General features: G+C 72.4%; 18 protein-coding genes. 11 read left to right on the plus strand and 7 right to left on the minus strand.

Going from position 1 to position 16,518, the window contains the following annotated elements; translation table 11 throughout:
• Nucleotides 1-10 precede the first annotated feature (10 nt).
• Together P3T29_RS00620 and P3T29_RS00625 are read left to right on the plus strand one after the other, a co-directional pair.
• A complete protein-coding gene (locus tag P3T29_RS00620) occupies nt 11-550 on the plus strand; it encodes a hypothetical protein (protein WP_280714178.1) in 540 nt (179 codons plus the stop codon).
• A complete protein-coding gene (locus tag P3T29_RS00625) occupies nt 547-1,518 on the plus strand; it encodes a serine/threonine-protein kinase (protein WP_280714179.1) in 972 nt (323 codons plus the stop codon). The genes P3T29_RS00620 and P3T29_RS00625 overlap by 4 nt, the downstream gene beginning before the upstream one ends.
• 60 nt (nt 1,519-1,578) lie before the next feature.
• Here the strand turns inward: P3T29_RS00625 and P3T29_RS00630 are convergent, their stop codons facing one another.
• The gene (locus tag P3T29_RS00630; protein WP_280714180.1) at nt 1,579-2,844 is read right to left on the minus strand and encodes a streptophobe family protein; all 1,266 of its coding nucleotides are present in this window, start codon (nt 2,842-2,844) and stop codon (nt 1,579-1,581) included.
• A 1,029-nt stretch (nt 2,845-3,873) separates the two neighbouring features.
• Nucleotides 3,874-4,293 carry a hypothetical protein gene (locus P3T29_RS00635; RefSeq protein ID WP_280714181.1) on the minus strand — a complete coding sequence of 140 codons (420 nt, stop codon included), beginning with the start codon at nt 4,291-4,293 and terminating at the stop codon, nt 3,874-3,876.
• Nucleotides 4,294-4,319: 26 nt separating this feature from the next.
• Here P3T29_RS00635 and P3T29_RS00640 point away from each other — a divergent pair, with 26 nt between their 5' ends.
• On the plus strand, nt 4,320-4,532 hold the full coding sequence (locus P3T29_RS00640) for a DUF2277 domain-containing protein (RefSeq protein ID WP_280714183.1): 213 nt from the start codon (nt 4,320-4,322) through the stop codon (nt 4,530-4,532).
• A gap of 69 nt (nt 4,533-4,601) precedes the next feature.
• Nucleotides 4,602-4,829, plus strand: a complete 228-nt coding sequence (locus tag P3T29_RS00645; protein ID WP_280714185.1) for a hypothetical protein — start codon at nt 4,602-4,604, stop codon at nt 4,827-4,829.
• 44 nt (nt 4,830-4,873) lie between these two features.
• Here P3T29_RS00645 and P3T29_RS00650 read toward each other — a convergent pair whose 3' ends face one another.
• The 4 genes from P3T29_RS00650 to P3T29_RS00665 form a co-directional block, all read right to left on the minus strand.
• Nucleotides 4,874-5,158 carry a hypothetical protein gene (locus P3T29_RS00650; RefSeq protein WP_280714186.1) on the minus strand — a complete coding sequence of 95 codons (285 nt, stop codon included), beginning with the start codon at nt 5,156-5,158 and terminating at the stop codon, nt 4,874-4,876.
• A gap of 425 nt (nt 5,159-5,583) precedes the next feature.
• Nucleotides 5,584-6,333 (minus strand): Mut7-C RNAse domain-containing protein, encoded by a 750-nt coding sequence (locus P3T29_RS00655; protein ID WP_280714188.1) that lies wholly within the window; start codon nt 6,331-6,333, stop codon nt 5,584-5,586.
• Nucleotides 6,334-6,432: 99 nt separating this feature from the next.
• Nucleotides 6,433-7,140, minus strand: a complete 708-nt coding sequence (locus tag P3T29_RS00660; RefSeq protein WP_280714189.1) for a response regulator transcription factor — start codon at nt 7,138-7,140, stop codon at nt 6,433-6,435.
• Nucleotides 7,137-7,517 carry a hypothetical protein gene (locus P3T29_RS00665; protein WP_280714190.1) on the minus strand — a complete coding sequence of 127 codons (381 nt, stop codon included), beginning with the start codon at nt 7,515-7,517 and terminating at the stop codon, nt 7,137-7,139. Before P3T29_RS00665 ends, P3T29_RS00660 begins: the two co-directional genes overlap by 4 nt.
• A gap of 111 nt (nt 7,518-7,628) precedes the next feature.
• Between P3T29_RS00665 and P3T29_RS00670 the strand changes: the two genes are divergently transcribed.
• Nucleotides 7,629-7,772, plus strand: a complete 144-nt coding sequence (locus tag P3T29_RS00670; RefSeq protein ID WP_280714191.1) for a hypothetical protein — start codon at nt 7,629-7,631, stop codon at nt 7,770-7,772.
• A 102-nt stretch (nt 7,773-7,874) separates the two neighbouring features.
• On the opposite strand, the gene P3T29_RS00675 is transcribed toward P3T29_RS00670, so the two are convergent.
• Nucleotides 7,875-8,645, minus strand: a complete 771-nt coding sequence (locus P3T29_RS00675; RefSeq protein ID WP_280714193.1) for an SAM-dependent methyltransferase — start codon at nt 8,643-8,645, stop codon at nt 7,875-7,877.
• Nucleotides 8,646-8,942: 297 nt separating this feature from the next.
• On the opposite strand from P3T29_RS00675, the gene P3T29_RS00680 reads away from it, so the two are divergent.
• The 6 genes from P3T29_RS00680 to P3T29_RS00705 all read left to right on the plus strand — a co-directional run bounded on the left by P3T29_RS00680 (nt 8,943) and on the right by P3T29_RS00705 (nt 16,414).
• The gene (locus tag P3T29_RS00680; protein WP_280714194.1) at nt 8,943-9,695 is read left to right on the plus strand and encodes an AIM24 family protein; all 753 of its coding nucleotides are present in this window, start codon (nt 8,943-8,945) and stop codon (nt 9,693-9,695) included.
• A gap of 240 nt (nt 9,696-9,935) precedes the next feature.
• Nucleotides 9,936-10,595, plus strand: coding sequence for a DUF3592 domain-containing protein (locus P3T29_RS00685; protein WP_280714195.1), 660 nt, complete (start codon nt 9,936-9,938; stop codon nt 10,593-10,595).
• 390 nt (nt 10,596-10,985) lie between these two features.
• Entirely contained in the window at nt 10,986-12,695 is a 1,710-nt protein-coding gene (locus P3T29_RS00690; protein WP_280714196.1) for an ABC transporter substrate-binding protein, read from the plus strand.
• A gap of 85 nt (nt 12,696-12,780) precedes the next feature.
• On the plus strand, nt 12,781-13,755 hold the full coding sequence (locus P3T29_RS00695) for an ABC transporter permease (protein ID WP_280714197.1): 975 nt from the start codon (nt 12,781-12,783) through the stop codon (nt 13,753-13,755).
• On the plus strand, nt 13,752-14,741 hold the full coding sequence (locus P3T29_RS00700) for an ABC transporter permease (protein ID WP_280714198.1): 990 nt from the start codon (nt 13,752-13,754) through the stop codon (nt 14,739-14,741). Before P3T29_RS00695 ends, P3T29_RS00700 begins: the two co-directional genes overlap by 4 nt.
• Nucleotides 14,738-16,414: an ABC transporter ATP-binding protein gene (locus P3T29_RS00705; RefSeq protein ID WP_280714199.1), complete on the plus strand. Its 1,677-nt coding sequence runs from the start codon at nt 14,738-14,740 to the stop codon at nt 16,412-16,414. Before P3T29_RS00700 ends, P3T29_RS00705 begins: the two co-directional genes overlap by 4 nt.
• The last annotated feature ends 104 nt before the right edge of the window (nt 16,415-16,518 follow it).

Below are 16,518 nucleotides of genomic sequence, written 5' to 3' on the forward strand. Positions count from 1 at the left end.
GGTTGTGGCCATGGACGACCCGTACGCCAATGCCGGTCCAGGCTTCCGGCCCACCCACGTCGTCCCCGAGGACGGGCTGCCGACCTGGGCCGCGCCCGACCCCTCCCACCCGACGGCCAGGCTCGACCCGCTGCTCCCCGTCCGGCTCGCCGAGACCAGCGGTGACTGGGCCTGTGTGGTCTGCTCGAACGGCTGGTCCGCCTGGGTGGACGGCCGCCTCCTGGTCGCCCTCCCGCACCACCCGCCCGGCACCGCCCGTCCGCTCACCACCACCGCCGACCCGCGCCCGCTGCTCGCCGAGCTGGAACGCTCCCTCGCCTCCTACCGGCGGCTGGTCGACGAACTCGCCGACGGGCGGCTCGACCTGGAGACCTTCCGCCGGCGCAGCCACGGGCTGCGGGTCGGCGCGGTGCTGGACGGCCCGGCCGCCTGGCTGCTCGACCTCGACCAGGGGCGCTGGTACTTCTGCGACGGCGCCCGGCTCCAGACGTACGCCACGGTCGAGCCGGTGCCGACCGAACACGTGCCGACCGAGGCCGGTGACGCATGAGCGCGCCGCTGGACCTGAGCGGGCAGCAACTCGCCGGCTACCGGCTGGACAAGGTGATCGGGCGCGGCGGGATGGCGGTGGTCTACCAGGCGGAGGACCTGCGGCTCGGCCGGATCGTCGCCGTCAAGCTGCTCGCCCCCGAACTCGCCCGCAACGACGTCTTCCGGCAGCGGTTCGCCCGCGAGTCGAAGATCGCGGCGGCCATCGACCACCCGCACATCGTCCCGGTCTACGAGGCGGGCGAGGCGGACGGCATGCTCTACATCGCGATGCGCTACGTGCGCGGACGCGACCTGCGGGCGCTGCTGGACCGCCAGGGCCCGCTGTCCGTCCGCCAGACCGTCCGGATCACCACCCAGGTCGCCTCCGCGCTCGACGCCGCGCACGCCCACGACCTGGTCCACCGGGACGTCAAACCCGGCAACATCCTGATCGCCGAGGGCACCGACGCCGAGCACCCCGAGCACGTCTACCTGACCGACTTCGGCCTGACCAAGAAGTCGCTCTCACTGACCGGACTGACCACGGTCGGCCAGTTCGTCGGCACCCTCGACTACGTCGCGCCCGAGCAGATCTCCGGCAAGCCCGTGGACGGCCGCTGCGACGTCTACAGCCTGGCCTGCGTGGTCCACGAGGAACTCACCGGAGCGCCGCCGTTCCGCCGTGACGACGACCTGGCGCTGCTCTGGGCCCACCTGAACGACCCGGCCCCGGCACCCACCACGCTCCGCCCCGACCTGCCCGCCGCCCTCGACGCGGTGCTCGCCAAGGCCCTCGCCAAGACCCCGGGCGAGCGCTACGACAGCTGCCTCGGCTTCGTCGCGGCGCTCCGGGCGGCGGGCGAGACGGCGGACGGTCGGGCGGCCGTTCCCACCCCGACCGAGGTGATCCCGGCGCTGCCCGAGCGGTCGGCGAGTCCCCCGATGCCGCCCGCCTGGGCGCTGCCGGTCTTCGTGGTCGGTGATTAGGCCGGATGCGGTCGGGCATCGGCTGTCGGGCCTCAGCGACTGGGTTCAGGGATCCGGGCCTCAGCGATCGGGCCGGATGCGGTCGGCGATCAGGCCGCCCAGCGCGCCGGCCAGTGCGCCCCAGAGCGCGGCCAGCGGTACGGAGATCAGCAGGTCGGGCTGCAGGGACACCCCGCCGCTCCCGCCGAGGCCCAGCAGGGAGAGCCCGTACGAGGCCGAGAGCCGGGTGAGCAGCCCGATCAGCAGCATGGCGGCGGCCAGGGCCACGCCCAGGTGCGCCGCGTACTGCCACAGGCGCAGCCCGGACGGCGAGCGCAGCGCCGCCACGACCCCGGTGAGCAGCAGCAGAACGGCGCCGAGGACGAGCAGCAGCCAGGCCCGCCCGTCCTGCTGGGCCAGCGAACCGAGGTTCAGGGTGGTGTCGCGCGAGCCTGAGGTCTTCAGCACGGCTGCGAGCGCCTCGGGCATCGGGAGTCCGAGGCTGCCGCCGAGGTGTCCGTGCCAGGAGGCGCCGAGGCCGAGGCCGAGGCCCAGCCAGGCGAGGTTGGGCAGGCCGAGCAGCAGCACGGAGAAGGTGTTGCGGGCGTGCCCGTCGGTGGCGGCGGAGGCGAGCCCGGCCAGCAGCCCGATGCCGACGTACCCGAGCAGCAGTACCAGCACGGCGTGCCCGGCCGGGCGTACGGCGGCCTGGTAACGGAGCAGCGGGCTCGGCAGCGGCGCCCGGCGGGAGACCGCGACGGTGAGGACCAGCACGACCACCACCCAGAGCAGCGCGTGGGCGAGGGTCGACAGCGGCTCGGTACGGAAGCCGACCGTCGGCGCGCCGCCGAACACGCCGCCCAGCTCGTCGAGGAGCGGGTTGCCGGTCGAGAGCGTGAAGGTGTGCTGGGCGGCCAGCCGGACCAGCAGGAGCAGGCCCGTCCAGAGCAACGCCGTCCGGATGACCCGTCCGGCCAGATCACCGGGCGTCACGACCGCGTGCAGGCGCAGCGGCCACAGGAACACCGCCCCGGCGGTCAGCGCGCCGACCAACGCCACCGAGAGCGGCAGCACGGTGATCCCGCCGTGCGCCTCGGCCACGAACGCGGCGCTGCCGGTCAGGTCCACCGGTACTCCGACGGCCGTCAGCACGGTGACGGCCAGCACGGCGGGGAACGAGCCGCCCGGCAGCTCGCGGGCATGCGCGGACCAGAGGCCCAGCGCGGCCACCGCCGTCATGGCGAGCAGGGCCGCGAGTGCGACCACGAGGGCCTCGGCCCAGGCGCGCAGGGCGCCGGGGGCGAGGGCTCCGGGGGTGGGGGTCGGGGGATCGGCGTTCCGGTACACGCTCTCCAGACTGGGTGACGTGGGCGGCTTCGGCGACCTCTCCGGTGCTTGCGGTAGGGCAGGTCGGCGTGGGTCCGGGGTGCGGGTCAGCGGTTGCGGAGTGGTGTGCGGCTGCGCAGACAATGAGGCCGACGGGGGAGCCAGCAGAGTCGTGGAGGCGATCGTGAGTTCCCTGCCGCCGTCGGAGCCGTTCCCCGAGCCGCCGTCCGGTCCGCCGTCCGGGGGAGGCTCCGGTGCGGCTTCGGGACCACCGTCGGGACCGCTGTCCGGGCCCTCCGGCGGGGCGGCGGGCCCGCCCTCCCAGCCGCCGCTCCAGTCCCAACCGCCCTCCCAGCCGCCCGGTGGGCCCCGGACGCTGGTCGTCGCCTCCGGCGGGCGGCCCCGGCGGCCGTGGTGGCGTGGCCCGCGCGGCCTCGCGTTGGGGGCAGGCGTGCTGGTGGCTGCCGCCGCCGTGACGGTGGTGCTGACCAACCAGAGCGGTAGCGGCAAGAGCACCGTCCAGGCCGGTTCGCAGGTCGCCCTGCAACCGTTGGCCGCAACCGGGCCGGACCCGTTCACCGGTTCGGTCGCGGCGGCCCCTGTCACTCCGTCGGCTGCGTCCGTGTCGGCGAGTAGCACCGCTGGTGGCGAGCGGACCGTCCAGGGTTCGGACGTGGGCCTCTACGGCGGAAGCACGCAGACGGCCAGCTGCGACGTGCCCAAGCTGTCGGGGTTCCTCGCCAGCGCCGCGAACGAGGCCAAGGCCCGGGCCTGGGCCGGCGCCGAGGGCATCGACCCGAGTTCCATCGCCGACTACCTGCGCTCCCTCACACCGGTGGTCCTGCGGGCCGACACCCGCGTGACCAACCACGGCTTCAGAAACGGCGCGGCGGCGCCCTTCCAGTCCGTCCTGCAGACGGGGACGGCGGTGCTCGTCGATTCGCGGGGTCTGCCCAGGGTCCGCTGCGCCTGCGGAAACCCGCTGCTGCCGCCCGCCGTGCTGAGCACCGCCCCGACCTTCACCGGCACGCCGTGGCAGGACTTCAAGGTCTACACCGTCGTCGTGGTCATCCCGGCCCCGACCCCGGTGGACAGGATCGTGGTGGTCGACCCGTCGAGCGGCCAGTCCTTCGCGGCCCCGGTCGGAGGATTCAGTGTCAGCGCTTCGGCTTCCGGGCCGTCGTCGTCGGGGTCGGCGTCTACGTCTACGTCGGGGTCGGCGTCGGGATCTGCGTCCGGCTCGGCTTCAGCTTCGACCTCGGGTTCGGTGTCGGGTTCGGGCTCGGTGTCGTCGTCGCAGTCCGCCGCGTCGTCCGCGTCCTCTGCAGCCGCCTCGTCCTCCGCGCCATCCGGCTCGGGCTCCAGCTCCAGCTCGGGCTCGGGCTCGGCATTGGCACGGCGGTCCGGATCGCCGTCCGGCTCCCTCTCGCCGCAATCGTCCACTGCTTCGTAAGCTACGGGCTCGTCCACGGCCGGGTAGGGAGCAGACTGGGGACATGTGCCGAAGTATCAAGACGCTCAGGCCACCGGTGACGCCGGAGGTCACCCAGGACGACATCCACGCGGCGGCGTTGCAGTACGTCCGCAAGGTCTCCGGGTTCCGGCAACCCGCCGCTCACAACCGTGACGCGTTCGACCGCGCGGTGGACACCATCGCGGACGCCACCCGCGAGTTGCTCGCCGACCTGGTGGTCCGGGGCGCTCAGTAGTACGTCTGCCCCGCAGCTCCGGCGCTTCGCCCGGTGGCGGGATCGAATCCCGGCTTGGAGCATCCTGGCATGAAGCAGCAAGAGGGAAGCCCGGCGACAGTCCGGCTCGTCAACGAGGAGGGCCACGTCAATCCCGGTGTCACGGCCTCCGGCGCACCCACGGGCAGCGTGTACGTGGACAGCCGGGGGTGGGTGTGGGTCAAGCAGGACGGGAGGCCCCTCGTCTCGTACCCGCCGCACATGGTCGCCCGGATCGAGTGGGAGACGGACAGCATTCCATCGTGCTACGGCGCGTAGGGGCGCGCTGAACCGTCGGCGCGCACGACCATCACGCCGGGCGGTCAGAACGGCTCGGTGCCGCGACCGTTGATCTCCATGTGAAATGCTCCGGCAGCATGCTCAACAGCGACGAAGCTCCCGTCCCGCCCGTCCGGCAGCCGCAGCTTGCCCCAGCGATTGCCGGGGACCGCCCAGAAACTGTCGTCGAGATCCGCGCTCCGATCGGCCTGCACGGTGCCCCACCAGCGGGAAAGGTCGTTGGCGGGGTGGTCGGCGTACAGGTCGACCTCGACGGGAATTGCCTGGCCGCCGCAGAGCACATTGGCGGGCCCGTGGTACCTGCTCATGTTCCCAGATTAGGCCGGGCCGCTCCCGCTGGCCCATCACACAGCGGGCAGCGGGCCAGGCCGTGCCCTGGCGATCATGAGCCGAGCCGGATGACCACCTACTCGGCAGTAGGCCCGCTTGGTGCCCCTACGGATTGCAAGTCGTCGACGAGTGGCCTCTCGGGCCGGCGTTGGGGCATGCGACGAGGCGGTGGATTGCGCGGGCGACACAGCAAAGCGATCCCGGCGCGCGCGGGGATCTCGGGGACCTCTTTGTATACCTCGATCGCGAGCCGGGCGCCGGTGACCGCCAAGATGGCGATCTTGATCATCCTATTCGAACTACTGTTGCCGTCGTGACCCGTTCGGGGGGCTTGCGAGCAGGTCGTGCAGCGGGCGGCTGAGCTCGTCGGCGAGATGCCGGTACTGCTCCGGTGTCGTGACTCTTAGGTGTCCGAGGGCGCTGTGGACGGCTGTCCGCCGAACTCGAGGAGGGTCTCCTCGACGATCGCGTTCAGGCTGCTGTGGTGGGCGCCCCGCCAGTAGACCTGGCCGCAGTCCGTGCACTGGGCGAACGTGTCGTACGAGCGCTCGGTGCCGTGTTCGAGTTTGTCGTGCAGGGCTTCCTTGGTGGTGGCGTGGAGGACTCCGTTGCAGGCCGTGCACCTGGACCACGGGGTGAGGGGCGGTGCGAAGCGGGACAGGACGTCCTTGAGCTGCTCGGCGGGCCGGTGGCTGTAGACGTACGCGCCCGCCCAGAGTTCCCGGCGGCGCAGCAGCCCCCGGTCGCGGGAGAGCATCACGCGCTGGTCGGCGGCCGACCGGGCGGCCAGGGCGGCGTCGCCGATGTCCACGCTCTCGTAGGCGGTGTCGACGCCCAGCAGCCGCAGCCGCCTCGCGAGCGTGCCGAGGTGGACGTCCAGCAGGAACCGGGCCGGGCCCGGGAGCGGCTGAGGCCGCGTCACACCGAGTACGGCGATCTCGTCGCCGCCGGCCGGGATGTGCGAGGCCGGCACCGTCTGCCCGTCAGCCGTCAGCGCTCCGACCTCGGTGAGCGGAACCCCGAGGGACTCCACGACGTGTCCGAGCGTCGAGGCGCCGTCGGTACGTACCGCCGAACGTGCTGTTCGCTGCGCCGCAGCGACGAAAACATGCAGCTCGGGGGCAAAGCTGATCCAGATCTCCGGTCTCTCCACCTGGTCAGCATGCCAGCGGCCGGCGGGCGATCGCCAATGCTTTCCGGTCCGTGCTGCGCGGGACATGGTGTCCGACCGGGCGGTGCGGGCCTGCCGCCGCTACGCCGTGCCGGGCCCGGCGTGGTGCTCGGCCGCCGCGCGGGCCTCGACCAGGCCGGACTCGTAGGCGGCGATCACTGCTTGGGCGCGGTCGCGTACCTGGAGTTTGCCGAAGATGCTCGTGATGTAGTTCTTGACCGTGGAGACGCTGATGTCCAGCGTGCGCGAGATCTCGGCGTTGTCGAGGCCGGTGGCGATCAGGAGCCACACCTCGAGCTCGCGGGGCGTGAGTTCGCCCAGGCTCGGGGTGGGTGGCTGCGGGCGCTGGGGCGTTCTGACGTAGGCGGAGATCAGGCGGGTGAGCAGGCGCGGGGCGACGGCGGCCTCGCCGGTGTGGACGGTGCGGATCGCCGCCGTCAGCTCCTCCGGGGAGATGTCCTTGGGCAGGAATCCGTAGGCGCCCGCTCGCAGGGCGGCGACGACGTACTCGTCCATGTCGAAGGTGCTCAGGGCCAGCACCCGGCACGCGGGCAGCTCGGCCGCGAGCCGCTCGGTCGCCGCGACTCCGTCCAGGACGGGCATCCGGATGTCCATCACGACGACATCGGGCCGGAACCGGTGGGCGAGGACGACGGCCTGTTCGCCGTTCTCGGCCTCGGCCACCACCTCGAACGACGGGTCGGGGGCCAGGATCAGGGCCATACCCCGTCGCACCAGCGGCTGGTCGTCCGCGATCAGGACGGTGATCTTCTCGGTGGCCCCGCTCATCGGAGCAGCCCCTCTCCCTCGCCCGGTGTCAGTGGCAGGCCGGCGGCCACCCCGAACCCACCGGTGTCGAGCCCGCCGGCCTCCAGGGTGCCGCCCAGCAGGGCGACGCGTTCGTGCATGCCGATCAGACCGTACCCGGTCCGGTCCGCCGCTCCACCCACTGCCCCGCCCTGCCCCGTCCCGGCGGCGCCCGCGCCGTCGTCGCGCACCTCGACGGTGACCCGGTCCGGACGGTGCGTCAGCTGGAATTGGGCCCTGGCCCGGCCGGCCGCAGCAGGGCCCTGGGGTGGGTCCGGGACCAGGAGTACGGTCCTGGCCAGCGGCCCTCCGGAGGGCCCTGGGCCCCGGGCGCGTTCATCCTGCGCTCGGACGAACAAGGGGGCCGCCGCGTGATGGTCTGGAGACGGCCCGGGAACCCGGCGCCGAACTCCCCACCCCGGAGGACACTTTGATCCGCGCCCTGACCGGATTCTCCACCAGAAATCCTGGTGCCCGCGCTGGCCGCGCTGCTCGGCCGGGGCATCTGGTGGCCGGTCCGCCCGGGTCGCGGCGCGGGCCACCGTCAGCCGCAGCCGCCGTACCGGGTGCACGAGCCGGAGCCGGATTCCCGGCAGCTGACGTACGGCAGCTGACGTTCGGCCGCTGAGTAGGGGCCAACTCCGGCAGCACCACGGCCGGGCGCAGCAGAACACCCGGCCTCCGGAGAGCCTCCGGAGGCCGGGTGCGCCTGTTCGTCAGGCCTTGCGGCCGACTCCCGCGTACATCCAGCGGGTGCTGTTCTCGGTGGGGCCCTCCGGGCGCCAGAGCGGGACGAAGTCGACACCTGGCTCGAGCAGTTCCCAGCCGTCGAAGAACGTCTCGACCTGGGCGCGACCGCGCAGGTTGATGCCCGACTCGGTCTTGTCCCAGGTCTTGGCGGCGGCTGCGGCCCGCTCGGGGTTTCCCTCGAACGTGCTGTGGGAGAGCAGCAGGAAGCTGCCCGGCGCCACCCGGCTGCGGACCCTCTCCACCGCCTCCCTGGCCTCGTCGTCGCTGACGAAGTGCAGGACGGCGACGAGCAGTACGGCCACCGGCTGCGAGAGGTCCACCAGGGCGCGCAGCTCCGGCCGGTCGAGCAGCTCGTCCAACTCGCGGACGTCCCCGGTCAGTACGGTGGTCGAGCGGTTGTCGGCGAGCAGTGCCCGGCCGTGGGTCAGGACGATCGGATCGTTGTCGACGTAGACCACCCGGGCGTCGGGCGCGATGCCCTGAGCCGCCTGGTGGACGTTGCCCGGGGAGGGGAGGCCGGCCCCGATGTCGATGAACTGCCGGATACCGGCCTCGGCGCACATCCGGACCGCGCGCTGCAGGAAGGCGCGGTTCTCGCGGGCTGCGGCCGGGATGTCGGCCGACACGCTGATGGCGTGCTCGGCGGCGGCCCGGTCGGGCGCGAAGTTGTCCTTGCCGCCCAGCCAGTAGTCGTAGATCCGGGCGGGGTGCGGACGGTCGGTCTGAAGTCCCGTCATGTCCCGTGCTCTCTCGGACTTCTGCACGTCTGTACTCCCCCTGGTCGCCCGTCACCGCTTCGCGGTGGGGGGAAGCATAGCCCCACCTGCTGACAGTCCTGCGGACGGGGGTGGCCGGGCCGACCGCCCGTTACGGCCCCCGCCCTGGTCGGAGCCGGGGAGGCGCGATACCGTGCGCGCGAGGGCGGCGCAACGGGCCGCCCGGTAACGGCCGTCTTCGGCCGGATTCGACAGGTTCTACAGGGTTCGACGGGGTTCGGCCGTTGGCGGCCGGGCTCGACTGGGGGAGTGGGCAGTATGCAGGCTGTGGTCAAGGGCAGCACGATGCCGGTGCTGGAGATCGAGTTGGCGCAGGGCGAGACGGTGATCTCCCCCCACGGTGAGCTGTCGTGGATGTCGTCCAACATGCAGATGTCGCAGACGACGAACGCCGGTGGCAAGGGCGGCTTCATGAACACCCTGAAGCGCGCGGTCGGCGGTGGCGGGATATTCCTGACGCAGTACCAGGCGCAGGGCGGGACGGGCCTGGTGGCCTTCGCGGCCAAGGTGCCGGGCCACATCCTCCCGGTGGACATCGCGCCGGGCCGGGGCGTCGTGGTGCACCGGCACGGCTGGATCTGCGGCACCCCCGGGATCTCCCCGACGGTCGGCCTCCAGCAGACCTTCCGCGGCGGACTGTGGGGCGGCGAGGGGTTCGTGCTCCAGCGGCTGCAGGGCCAGGGCCGGGCCTGGGTCGAGCTGTCGGGCGAACTCACCGAGTACAACCTCGCCCCCGGCCAGACGATGCTGGTCCACCCCGGCCACGTCGGGATGTTCGAGGAGTCGGTGCAGTTCACCGTCACCCGGATACCCGGCATCGCCAACAAGATCTTCGGCGGCGACGGGATCTTCCTGGTGGCCCTGACCGGACCGGGACGGATCTGGCTGCAGAGCATGCCGCTGTCCGGCCTGGCCCACGCCCTGGAGCCGTACCTGGCCCGCGACGGTGCCGTGGCCGCCGGTGAGGGCGGCGCCCTCGGTTCCATCGTCGGCGGGATACTGCGCGGCTGACACGCGCGCCTGGTACGGCCGGCTGACCCGCGCGCCTGGTACGGCCGGCTGACCCGCACGGCTGATACCCAGGAGCACCGACCGCTGACGCACCGGAGCCGAAGGCCGCAGCGCGGCGTCGGAGTGGGGTGCCGAATGCTGGGGGAAGACCGGGTTTCGGGGGCAGACTGACAGTGAACCCTCCGACCGGTGCCCCCGGTCCGGCCGGAGGTCGCAGCTCCTGGCCCGAGGAGGCGCGTCATGTCCGCCGCATTCGTCTCGCACAGTCGGCCGGGCTCGCACGGGTCAGTCGCCGCCCACCTGCGGCGGGCCGTCGGGCGGGAGCCCAACCCGCTCTGCCGCCCGGTGGACCGGTCGCGCAGCAGGCTGCTGCTGAGCGTTCCACTGGCGGCGGCCCTCTCGTTGGCCCTGGCGACGCTGGTAGCGCTGGCGCTGCTGGCCGGCATGCGGGCCGACGCGCGGCAGACGGCGCAGCACCGTCATCAGGTGACCGCGACCACCGTCGCCGCAGCGGTCGACAACCCCGTCGGGACGACGGCGCAGGCGCAGGCCCGCTGGGTCTACCCGCCGGCCGGTGGGCAGACCGGCGGGCAGACCGGCGGGCACAGCGCCGTGATCGATGTGCCGAGCGGCGCGGTGGCGGGTACGCCGGTGGCCATCTGGGTCGACGACAGCGGCAACCCGGCGGCGCCGCCGCGCCCGGACTCCGAACTGCAGGTGTCCGCCGCGATCTACGGACTCGGTGCGCTGAGCGGGACGTTGGTGCTGGTCCGGGTCGGGTACGTCGCGCGCCGCAGTGCCCTCGACCGCAGGGCCGAGCGGGCCTGGGAGCCGGCCTGGGAGCTGGTGGAGCCGGTCTGGTCGGGGCGCAGCCGCCGACCGGAGAACGGCGAGCGCTGACGAGGGCCGGGAGTTCGACGCCTGCGGGCCGTCACTTTCTGCGGTTGGCTGATTACCACGAGCGGATATGACGGATACCCGACAGGCAATTTGACTATTTTCTTATAGGGCCTCAAAGTTTTGTGCATGTCCCCGAATGGTCCGTCCCGCCGCTGCGCCGCCCTTGAGCCGGCGCCCCTCGGCGTGCCCGTGGCCCTCCCGGATGACGTCACCTGTCGATGTCGGTGACGAGCAGACGCTGACGCTGCGGTCCTGACGGTCCGTATCGCGTTGGCGTTCCCCGAGCCCGGTCGCGGCGTCGAACCGTCCGCCGCCCCTTGCCGTGCCCTTCCGTCCGACCTGTCGGCCGCCGTGATCCGGCGGTCTCCGAAGCATTCCCGAGAGGTAATCATGAGCAAGAGCAGGGCCGCTGTCGCGGTTTCCGCCGTCGCGCTGCTGGCCGGGCTGACCGCCGCCTGCGGTGCGGGCGGGGGCAAGAGCTCGTCGGCGGCCGCCGCGTTCGATCCCGCGACCTGCCAGGGCGGCACCCTCACGGTGCTGAACCACCGGGGGCAGGGGAACTTCGACCCGGCCGAGCTCTACACCTCCGGCGGCGGCAAGGTGCCCACGCTCGTCTTCCGGACGCTGACCACCCGTGACCACACCACGGACGGTCCGGACAGCGCCAAGGTGGTGCCCGACCTGGCCACCGACACCGGGAAGCCGAACCAGGACGCGACGGTCTGGACCTACCACCTGAAGCCGGGGCTGAAGTTCGAGGACGGCAGCCCGATCAAGTCCGCCGACGTCAAGTACGGCGTCGAGCGCTCCTTCGCGCCCGAGCTGCCGGGCGGCCCGCCGTACCTGCGGGACTGGCTGGTCGGCGGCGAGGTGTACCAGGGGCCGTACAAGGGCGGCGACCTCGCCTCCATCGAGACCCCGGACGACCTCACCATCGTCTTCGAACTCCGCAAGCCCGAGGGCGACTTCCCGTTCCTGGCGACCGCCACCCAGTTCGCGCCCGTTCCCAAGTCCAAGGACACCGGCACGAGTTACCAGAAGCATCCGATCTCGTCGGGCCCCTACAAGGTGGTCAGCAACGACGGCGGCAAGACCATCGTGCTGGACCGTAACCCCAACTGGGCGCGCTCGGCCGACGATCAGCGCCTCGCGTGCCCCGACAAGGTCGTGGTGAACTCGGGGCTGGACCAGTCGGTGATCAACCAGCGGCTGGCCGCCGGTACGGGTGACGACGCCAACGCCGTCACCAGCGACACCAACGTCAACGCCTCGGTGCTGGCCCGGCTGAACAGTGACTCCGCGCTCAAGAGCCGGGTCGTCACCGGCTTCTTCGGCGAGACCCAGTACCTCGCCTTCAATCCGAAGGTGAAGCCCTTCGACGACGTCCGGGTGCGGCAGGCGGTCTCGTACGCGATCGACCGCGAGTCGGTGGTCAACGCGGTCGGCGGCAGCTCTGTCGCCAAGCCCGCGACCACCTTCCTGCCCGACCAGCCCGCATTCGGGTACTCGCCGTACGACTACTTCCCGGCCGGCCAGAGCGGCGACCCGGTGAAGGCCAAGGAGCTGCTGGCGCAGGCCGGTTACCCGAACGGGCTGACCATCACGCTCAGCCACTCGACCGTGACGGGCGACGGCAGCGGCCCGGAGGTCGCGGCGGCCGTGCAGGAGGCGCTCGGCAAGGCCGGGATCACCGTCAAGCTCGACGGCACCGCCGACGACGACTACCAGACCAAGTACCAGAAGCCGGCCACCGAGCCCGGCCTCTTCCTGGCCAGCTGGGGTGCCGACTGGCCGTCCGGTGGCCCGTTCCTGGCACCGGTGTTCGACGGGCGGCAGATCCTCGCCGACGGTGGCAACTACAACTCGTTCCAGCTGAACGACCCCAAGGTCAACGCCGAGATCGACGCCGCCAACAAGCTCACCGACCAGGCCCAGGCGGCCAAGGCCTGGGGCGGCCTGGACGCCGAACTCGGCAAGCAGGCCTACACCGTGCCGCTGTTCCACCCGATCTACAAGCGGCTCTACGGCAAGGACGTCAGGAATGCCTACGTCAGCCAGTGGAACGGGCTCTACGACCTGTCCCGGATCTCGGTCAAGTAAGGACTGCTGACTGATGAGCGAGACCCCGACGGTCGCTCAGCGCCCGGACGGTTCAGAGCCAGGCTCTGAAGGTCCGGACGCCCCGGTGCCCGGACGTGAACCGTCCGGGCCCCGGCCCGACCGCAACCAGGTATGGCGGCGGCTGCGTGCCGACCGCGCGGCCGTCGCCGCGCTGGTCGTGGTCGTCCTGCTGGTCCTCATGGCGGTCGCGGCGCCGCTGATCTGCGCGTTGGAGGGCCAGAACGCGACCACCTTCCACAACAACCTGATCGACTCCGCGACCGGCGGCGTGCCGATCGGACCGTTCGGCGGGGCGAGCGGCGACCACTGGCTCGGCGTCGAGCCGGGGACCGGCCGGGACGTGCTCGCCCGGCTGGTCGACGGCGCGCAGGTCTCGCTCTCCGTCTCGCTCGGTGCGACGGTCGTCCAGATCGCGCTCGGCGTCCTGGTCGGCCTGGCGGCCGGCCTGGGGACCCGGACGGTGGACACCGTGCTCAGCCGGGCGATGGACCTGGTGATCGCCTTCCCCTCGCTGGTCTTCGCAGTCGCGCTGATGGCCGTCGTGCCCGGTGGCTTCCCGCGCCCGCTGCTGCTGATGCTGGTCATCGGCATCCTCGGCTGGGGGCAGACCGCCCGGATCGTACGCGGCCAGGTGCTCAGTCTGCGCGGCCTCGACTACGTCGCGGCGGCCCGGCTGACCGGTGCCCGGCGGCACCGGGTGGCGCGGCGGGAGATCCTCCCGGCGCTGGCCGGACCGGTGATCACGTACGGCGTGCTGCAACTGCCCGCCAACGTCACGCAGGAGGCCGGGCTCTCCTTCCTCGGCGTCGGCGTCCGCCCGCCGACCCCCTCCTGGGGGCAGATGCTGGCGAGCGCCACCGACTGGTTCCAGGCCGACCCCAGCTACGTGCTGCTACCCGCCGCGCTGCTGTTCGTCACCGTCCTCGCCTTCACCGTGCTCGGCGAGAGCGTGCGCACCGCGCTCGACCCACGGGCCAAGTCCCGCCTGCGGGCCGGGATCGAGCGGCGGCGCAAGCGGCCCGAGGAGGCCCAGGCATGATCCGGTTCCTGCTGCGACGGACCGTCAGCACCGTGCTGGTGCTGCTCGCCATGTCCGCCGTCATCTACGTCGTCTTCTTCGCCGCCCCGCACGACCCGGCCGTCCTGGTCTGCGGCAAGGGCTGCGACGGCGCCCGGCTCGCCGTCGTCCGGCACAAGCTCGGCACCGACCTGCCGGTCTGGGAGCAGTACTGGCAGTTCCTGCACGGGCTGGTCGCCGGGCGCAGCTTCGACTCCGGCACCGACCTCACCCGGTGCGCCGCGCCCTGCCTCGGCTACTCGTTCCAGACCGACCAGCCCGTGCTGCAGATGGTCACCCAGCGCATCCCGGTCGACCTCTCGCTCACGGTGGGCGCCATGGTGATCTGGCTGGTGCTCGGCGTCGGCACCGGCCTGCTCTCCGCGCTGCGGCGCGGCCGCCTGGCGGAGCGGGCGCTCACCGCGCTCACCCTGGCCGGGATGTCCACGCCGGTCTTCCTGATCGGCCTGATGCTGGTCATGCTGTTCTGCGCCTACCTGCAGTGGATGCCCTTCCCAAGCTTCGTCCCGTTCACCGACGACCCCGGGCAGTGGGCGGCCAACCTGGTGCTGCCCTGGCTCTCGCTGGCGCTGATCATGTCGGCGGCGTACGCGCGAATGACCCGCAGCAGCCTGCTGGAGACCCTCGCCGAGGACCACATCAGGACCAACCGCGCGTACGGGCTCTCCGAGCGCCGGATCGTCTTCGGCCACGCGCTGCGCGGCGCGCTGGTGCCGGTGGTGACGATGCTCGCCATCGACGTGGGCCAGATCCTCGGCGGGGCGATGCTCACCGAGTCGGTGTTCGGCTTCGACGGGCTCGGCCGGCTGCTGGTCAACTCCGTCAACCAGATCGACCTGCCGGTGGTGGTCGGGGTCACCCTGTTCGCGGGCTTCTTCATCGTGATCGCCAACGCCGTCGCCGACGTGCTGTACGCGCTGGCCGACCCGAGAGTGAGCGTGGCATGAAGTTGCTGGAAGTGGCGGACCTGCGCGTCGCCTTCGACGGCGTCGCGGCCGTCGACGGGCTCTCCTTCGACCTCGGCGCGGGCGAATCGCTGGGCCTGGTCGGCGAGTCGGGCTCCGGCAAGAGCACCGTCGCCCTCGCCCTGCTCGGCCTGCACCGGGGGAGCGGCGCCGAAGTCACCGGCGCCGTACGGGTGGACGGGACGGACGTACTCGCCGCGACCGAGGCCGGGTTGCGCGCCCTGCGCGGCGCGCGGGCCGCGATGGTCTTCCAGGACCCGCTGTCCGCGCTCGACCCCTACTGGGCGATCGGCGACCAGATCGCCGAGGTTCACCGCGTGCACACCGGCTCCTCCCGCCGGGCCGCACACGAGCGCGCCGTCCAGGTGCTCGACCGGGTCGGCATCCCGGACGCCGCGCGGCGGGCGAAGTCCCACCCGCACGAGTTCTCCGGCGGTATGCGGCAGCGCGCGCTGATCGCCATGGCGCTGGCCTGCTCGCCGAAACTGCTGATCGCGGACGAGCCCACCACGGCCCTGGACGTCACCGTCCAGGCCCAGATCCTCGACCTGCTGCACGAGTTGCGCGCCGAGGACGGCATGGCGCTGCTACTGGTCACCCACGATCTGGGCGTGGTCGCGGGCAACACAGACCGGGTGCTGGTGATGCGGGACGGCCGGGCCGTGGAGCGCGGTGAGGTGGCCGAGGTGCTGGGCGCGCCGCGCGAGCCGTACACCCGTGAACTACTGGCGGCCGTACCCCGGTTGGACAGTCCGCGCGAGCGGCCGGACGGGCCGAAGGACGTCCTGCTGAGCGTCACCGACCTGCACCGGCACTACCCGGCACCGGCCGGGGGGACCGCCGGTTGGCGCGGGCTGCTCGGCGCGCGCGCGAAGCTGCGCGCCGTCGACGGGGTCAGCCTGGACATCCGGCGCGGCGAGACCCTCGGTGTGGTCGGGGAGAGCGGCAGCGGCAAGAGCACGCTCGGCCGGCTGCTGGTACGGTTGGCCGAGCCCACCTCCGGCGAGATCCGGTTCGAGGGCGAGGACCTGGCGCGCGCCTCCGAGCGCAGGCTGCGGCCGCTCCGCCGCGACCTGCAGATGGTCTTCCAGGACCCGGTCTCCTCGCTCAATCCGCGCCGTACCATCGGCGAGTCGGTCGCCGACCCGCTGCGGGTTCATGGCCGTTCCGGCCAGCAACTCAAGGCTGAAGTAGGCGAGTTGCTCGACCGGGTCGGCCTCCGGCCGGACTGGTACCAGCGCTACCCGCACGAACTCTCCGGCGGCCAGCGCCAGCGGGTCGGCATCGCCCGGGCGCTGGCCCTGCGGCCCAAGCTGATCGTCTGCGACGAGCCGGTCTCCGCCCTGGACGTCACCACCCAGGCCCAGGTGATCCGCCTACTGGCCGACCTGCAGGCCGAGTTCGGGCTGACCCTGGTCTTCATCGCGCACGACCTCGCCGTGGTCCGCCAGGTCAGCGACCGGGTCGCGGTGCTGCGGCACGGCCGGATCGTCGAACTCGGCACGGTGGACGAGGTGTACGAGTCGCCACAACACCCCTACACCCGGGGGCTGCTGGCGGCCGTACCGGTCCTCGACCCCGCCGAGGCGGACAGCCGCCGGGCGGCCCGGGCCGAACTGCGCGGCCGGGAGCGGGCGGCGGCCCTGACGGCCTGAGTCCGTTCTGCCCGACTCCGTTCTGCCCGACTCCGTTCTGCCCGAGTCCGGGATGTCCTGAGTTCGCTCGTCACCGCGACCGCGACCATCACCGGCACCACCGG

The sequence above is a fragment of the Kitasatospora sp. MAP5-34 genome (assembly GCF_029894335.1).
Taxonomy (GTDB): domain Bacteria; phylum Actinomycetota; class Actinomycetes; order Streptomycetales; family Streptomycetaceae; genus Kitasatospora.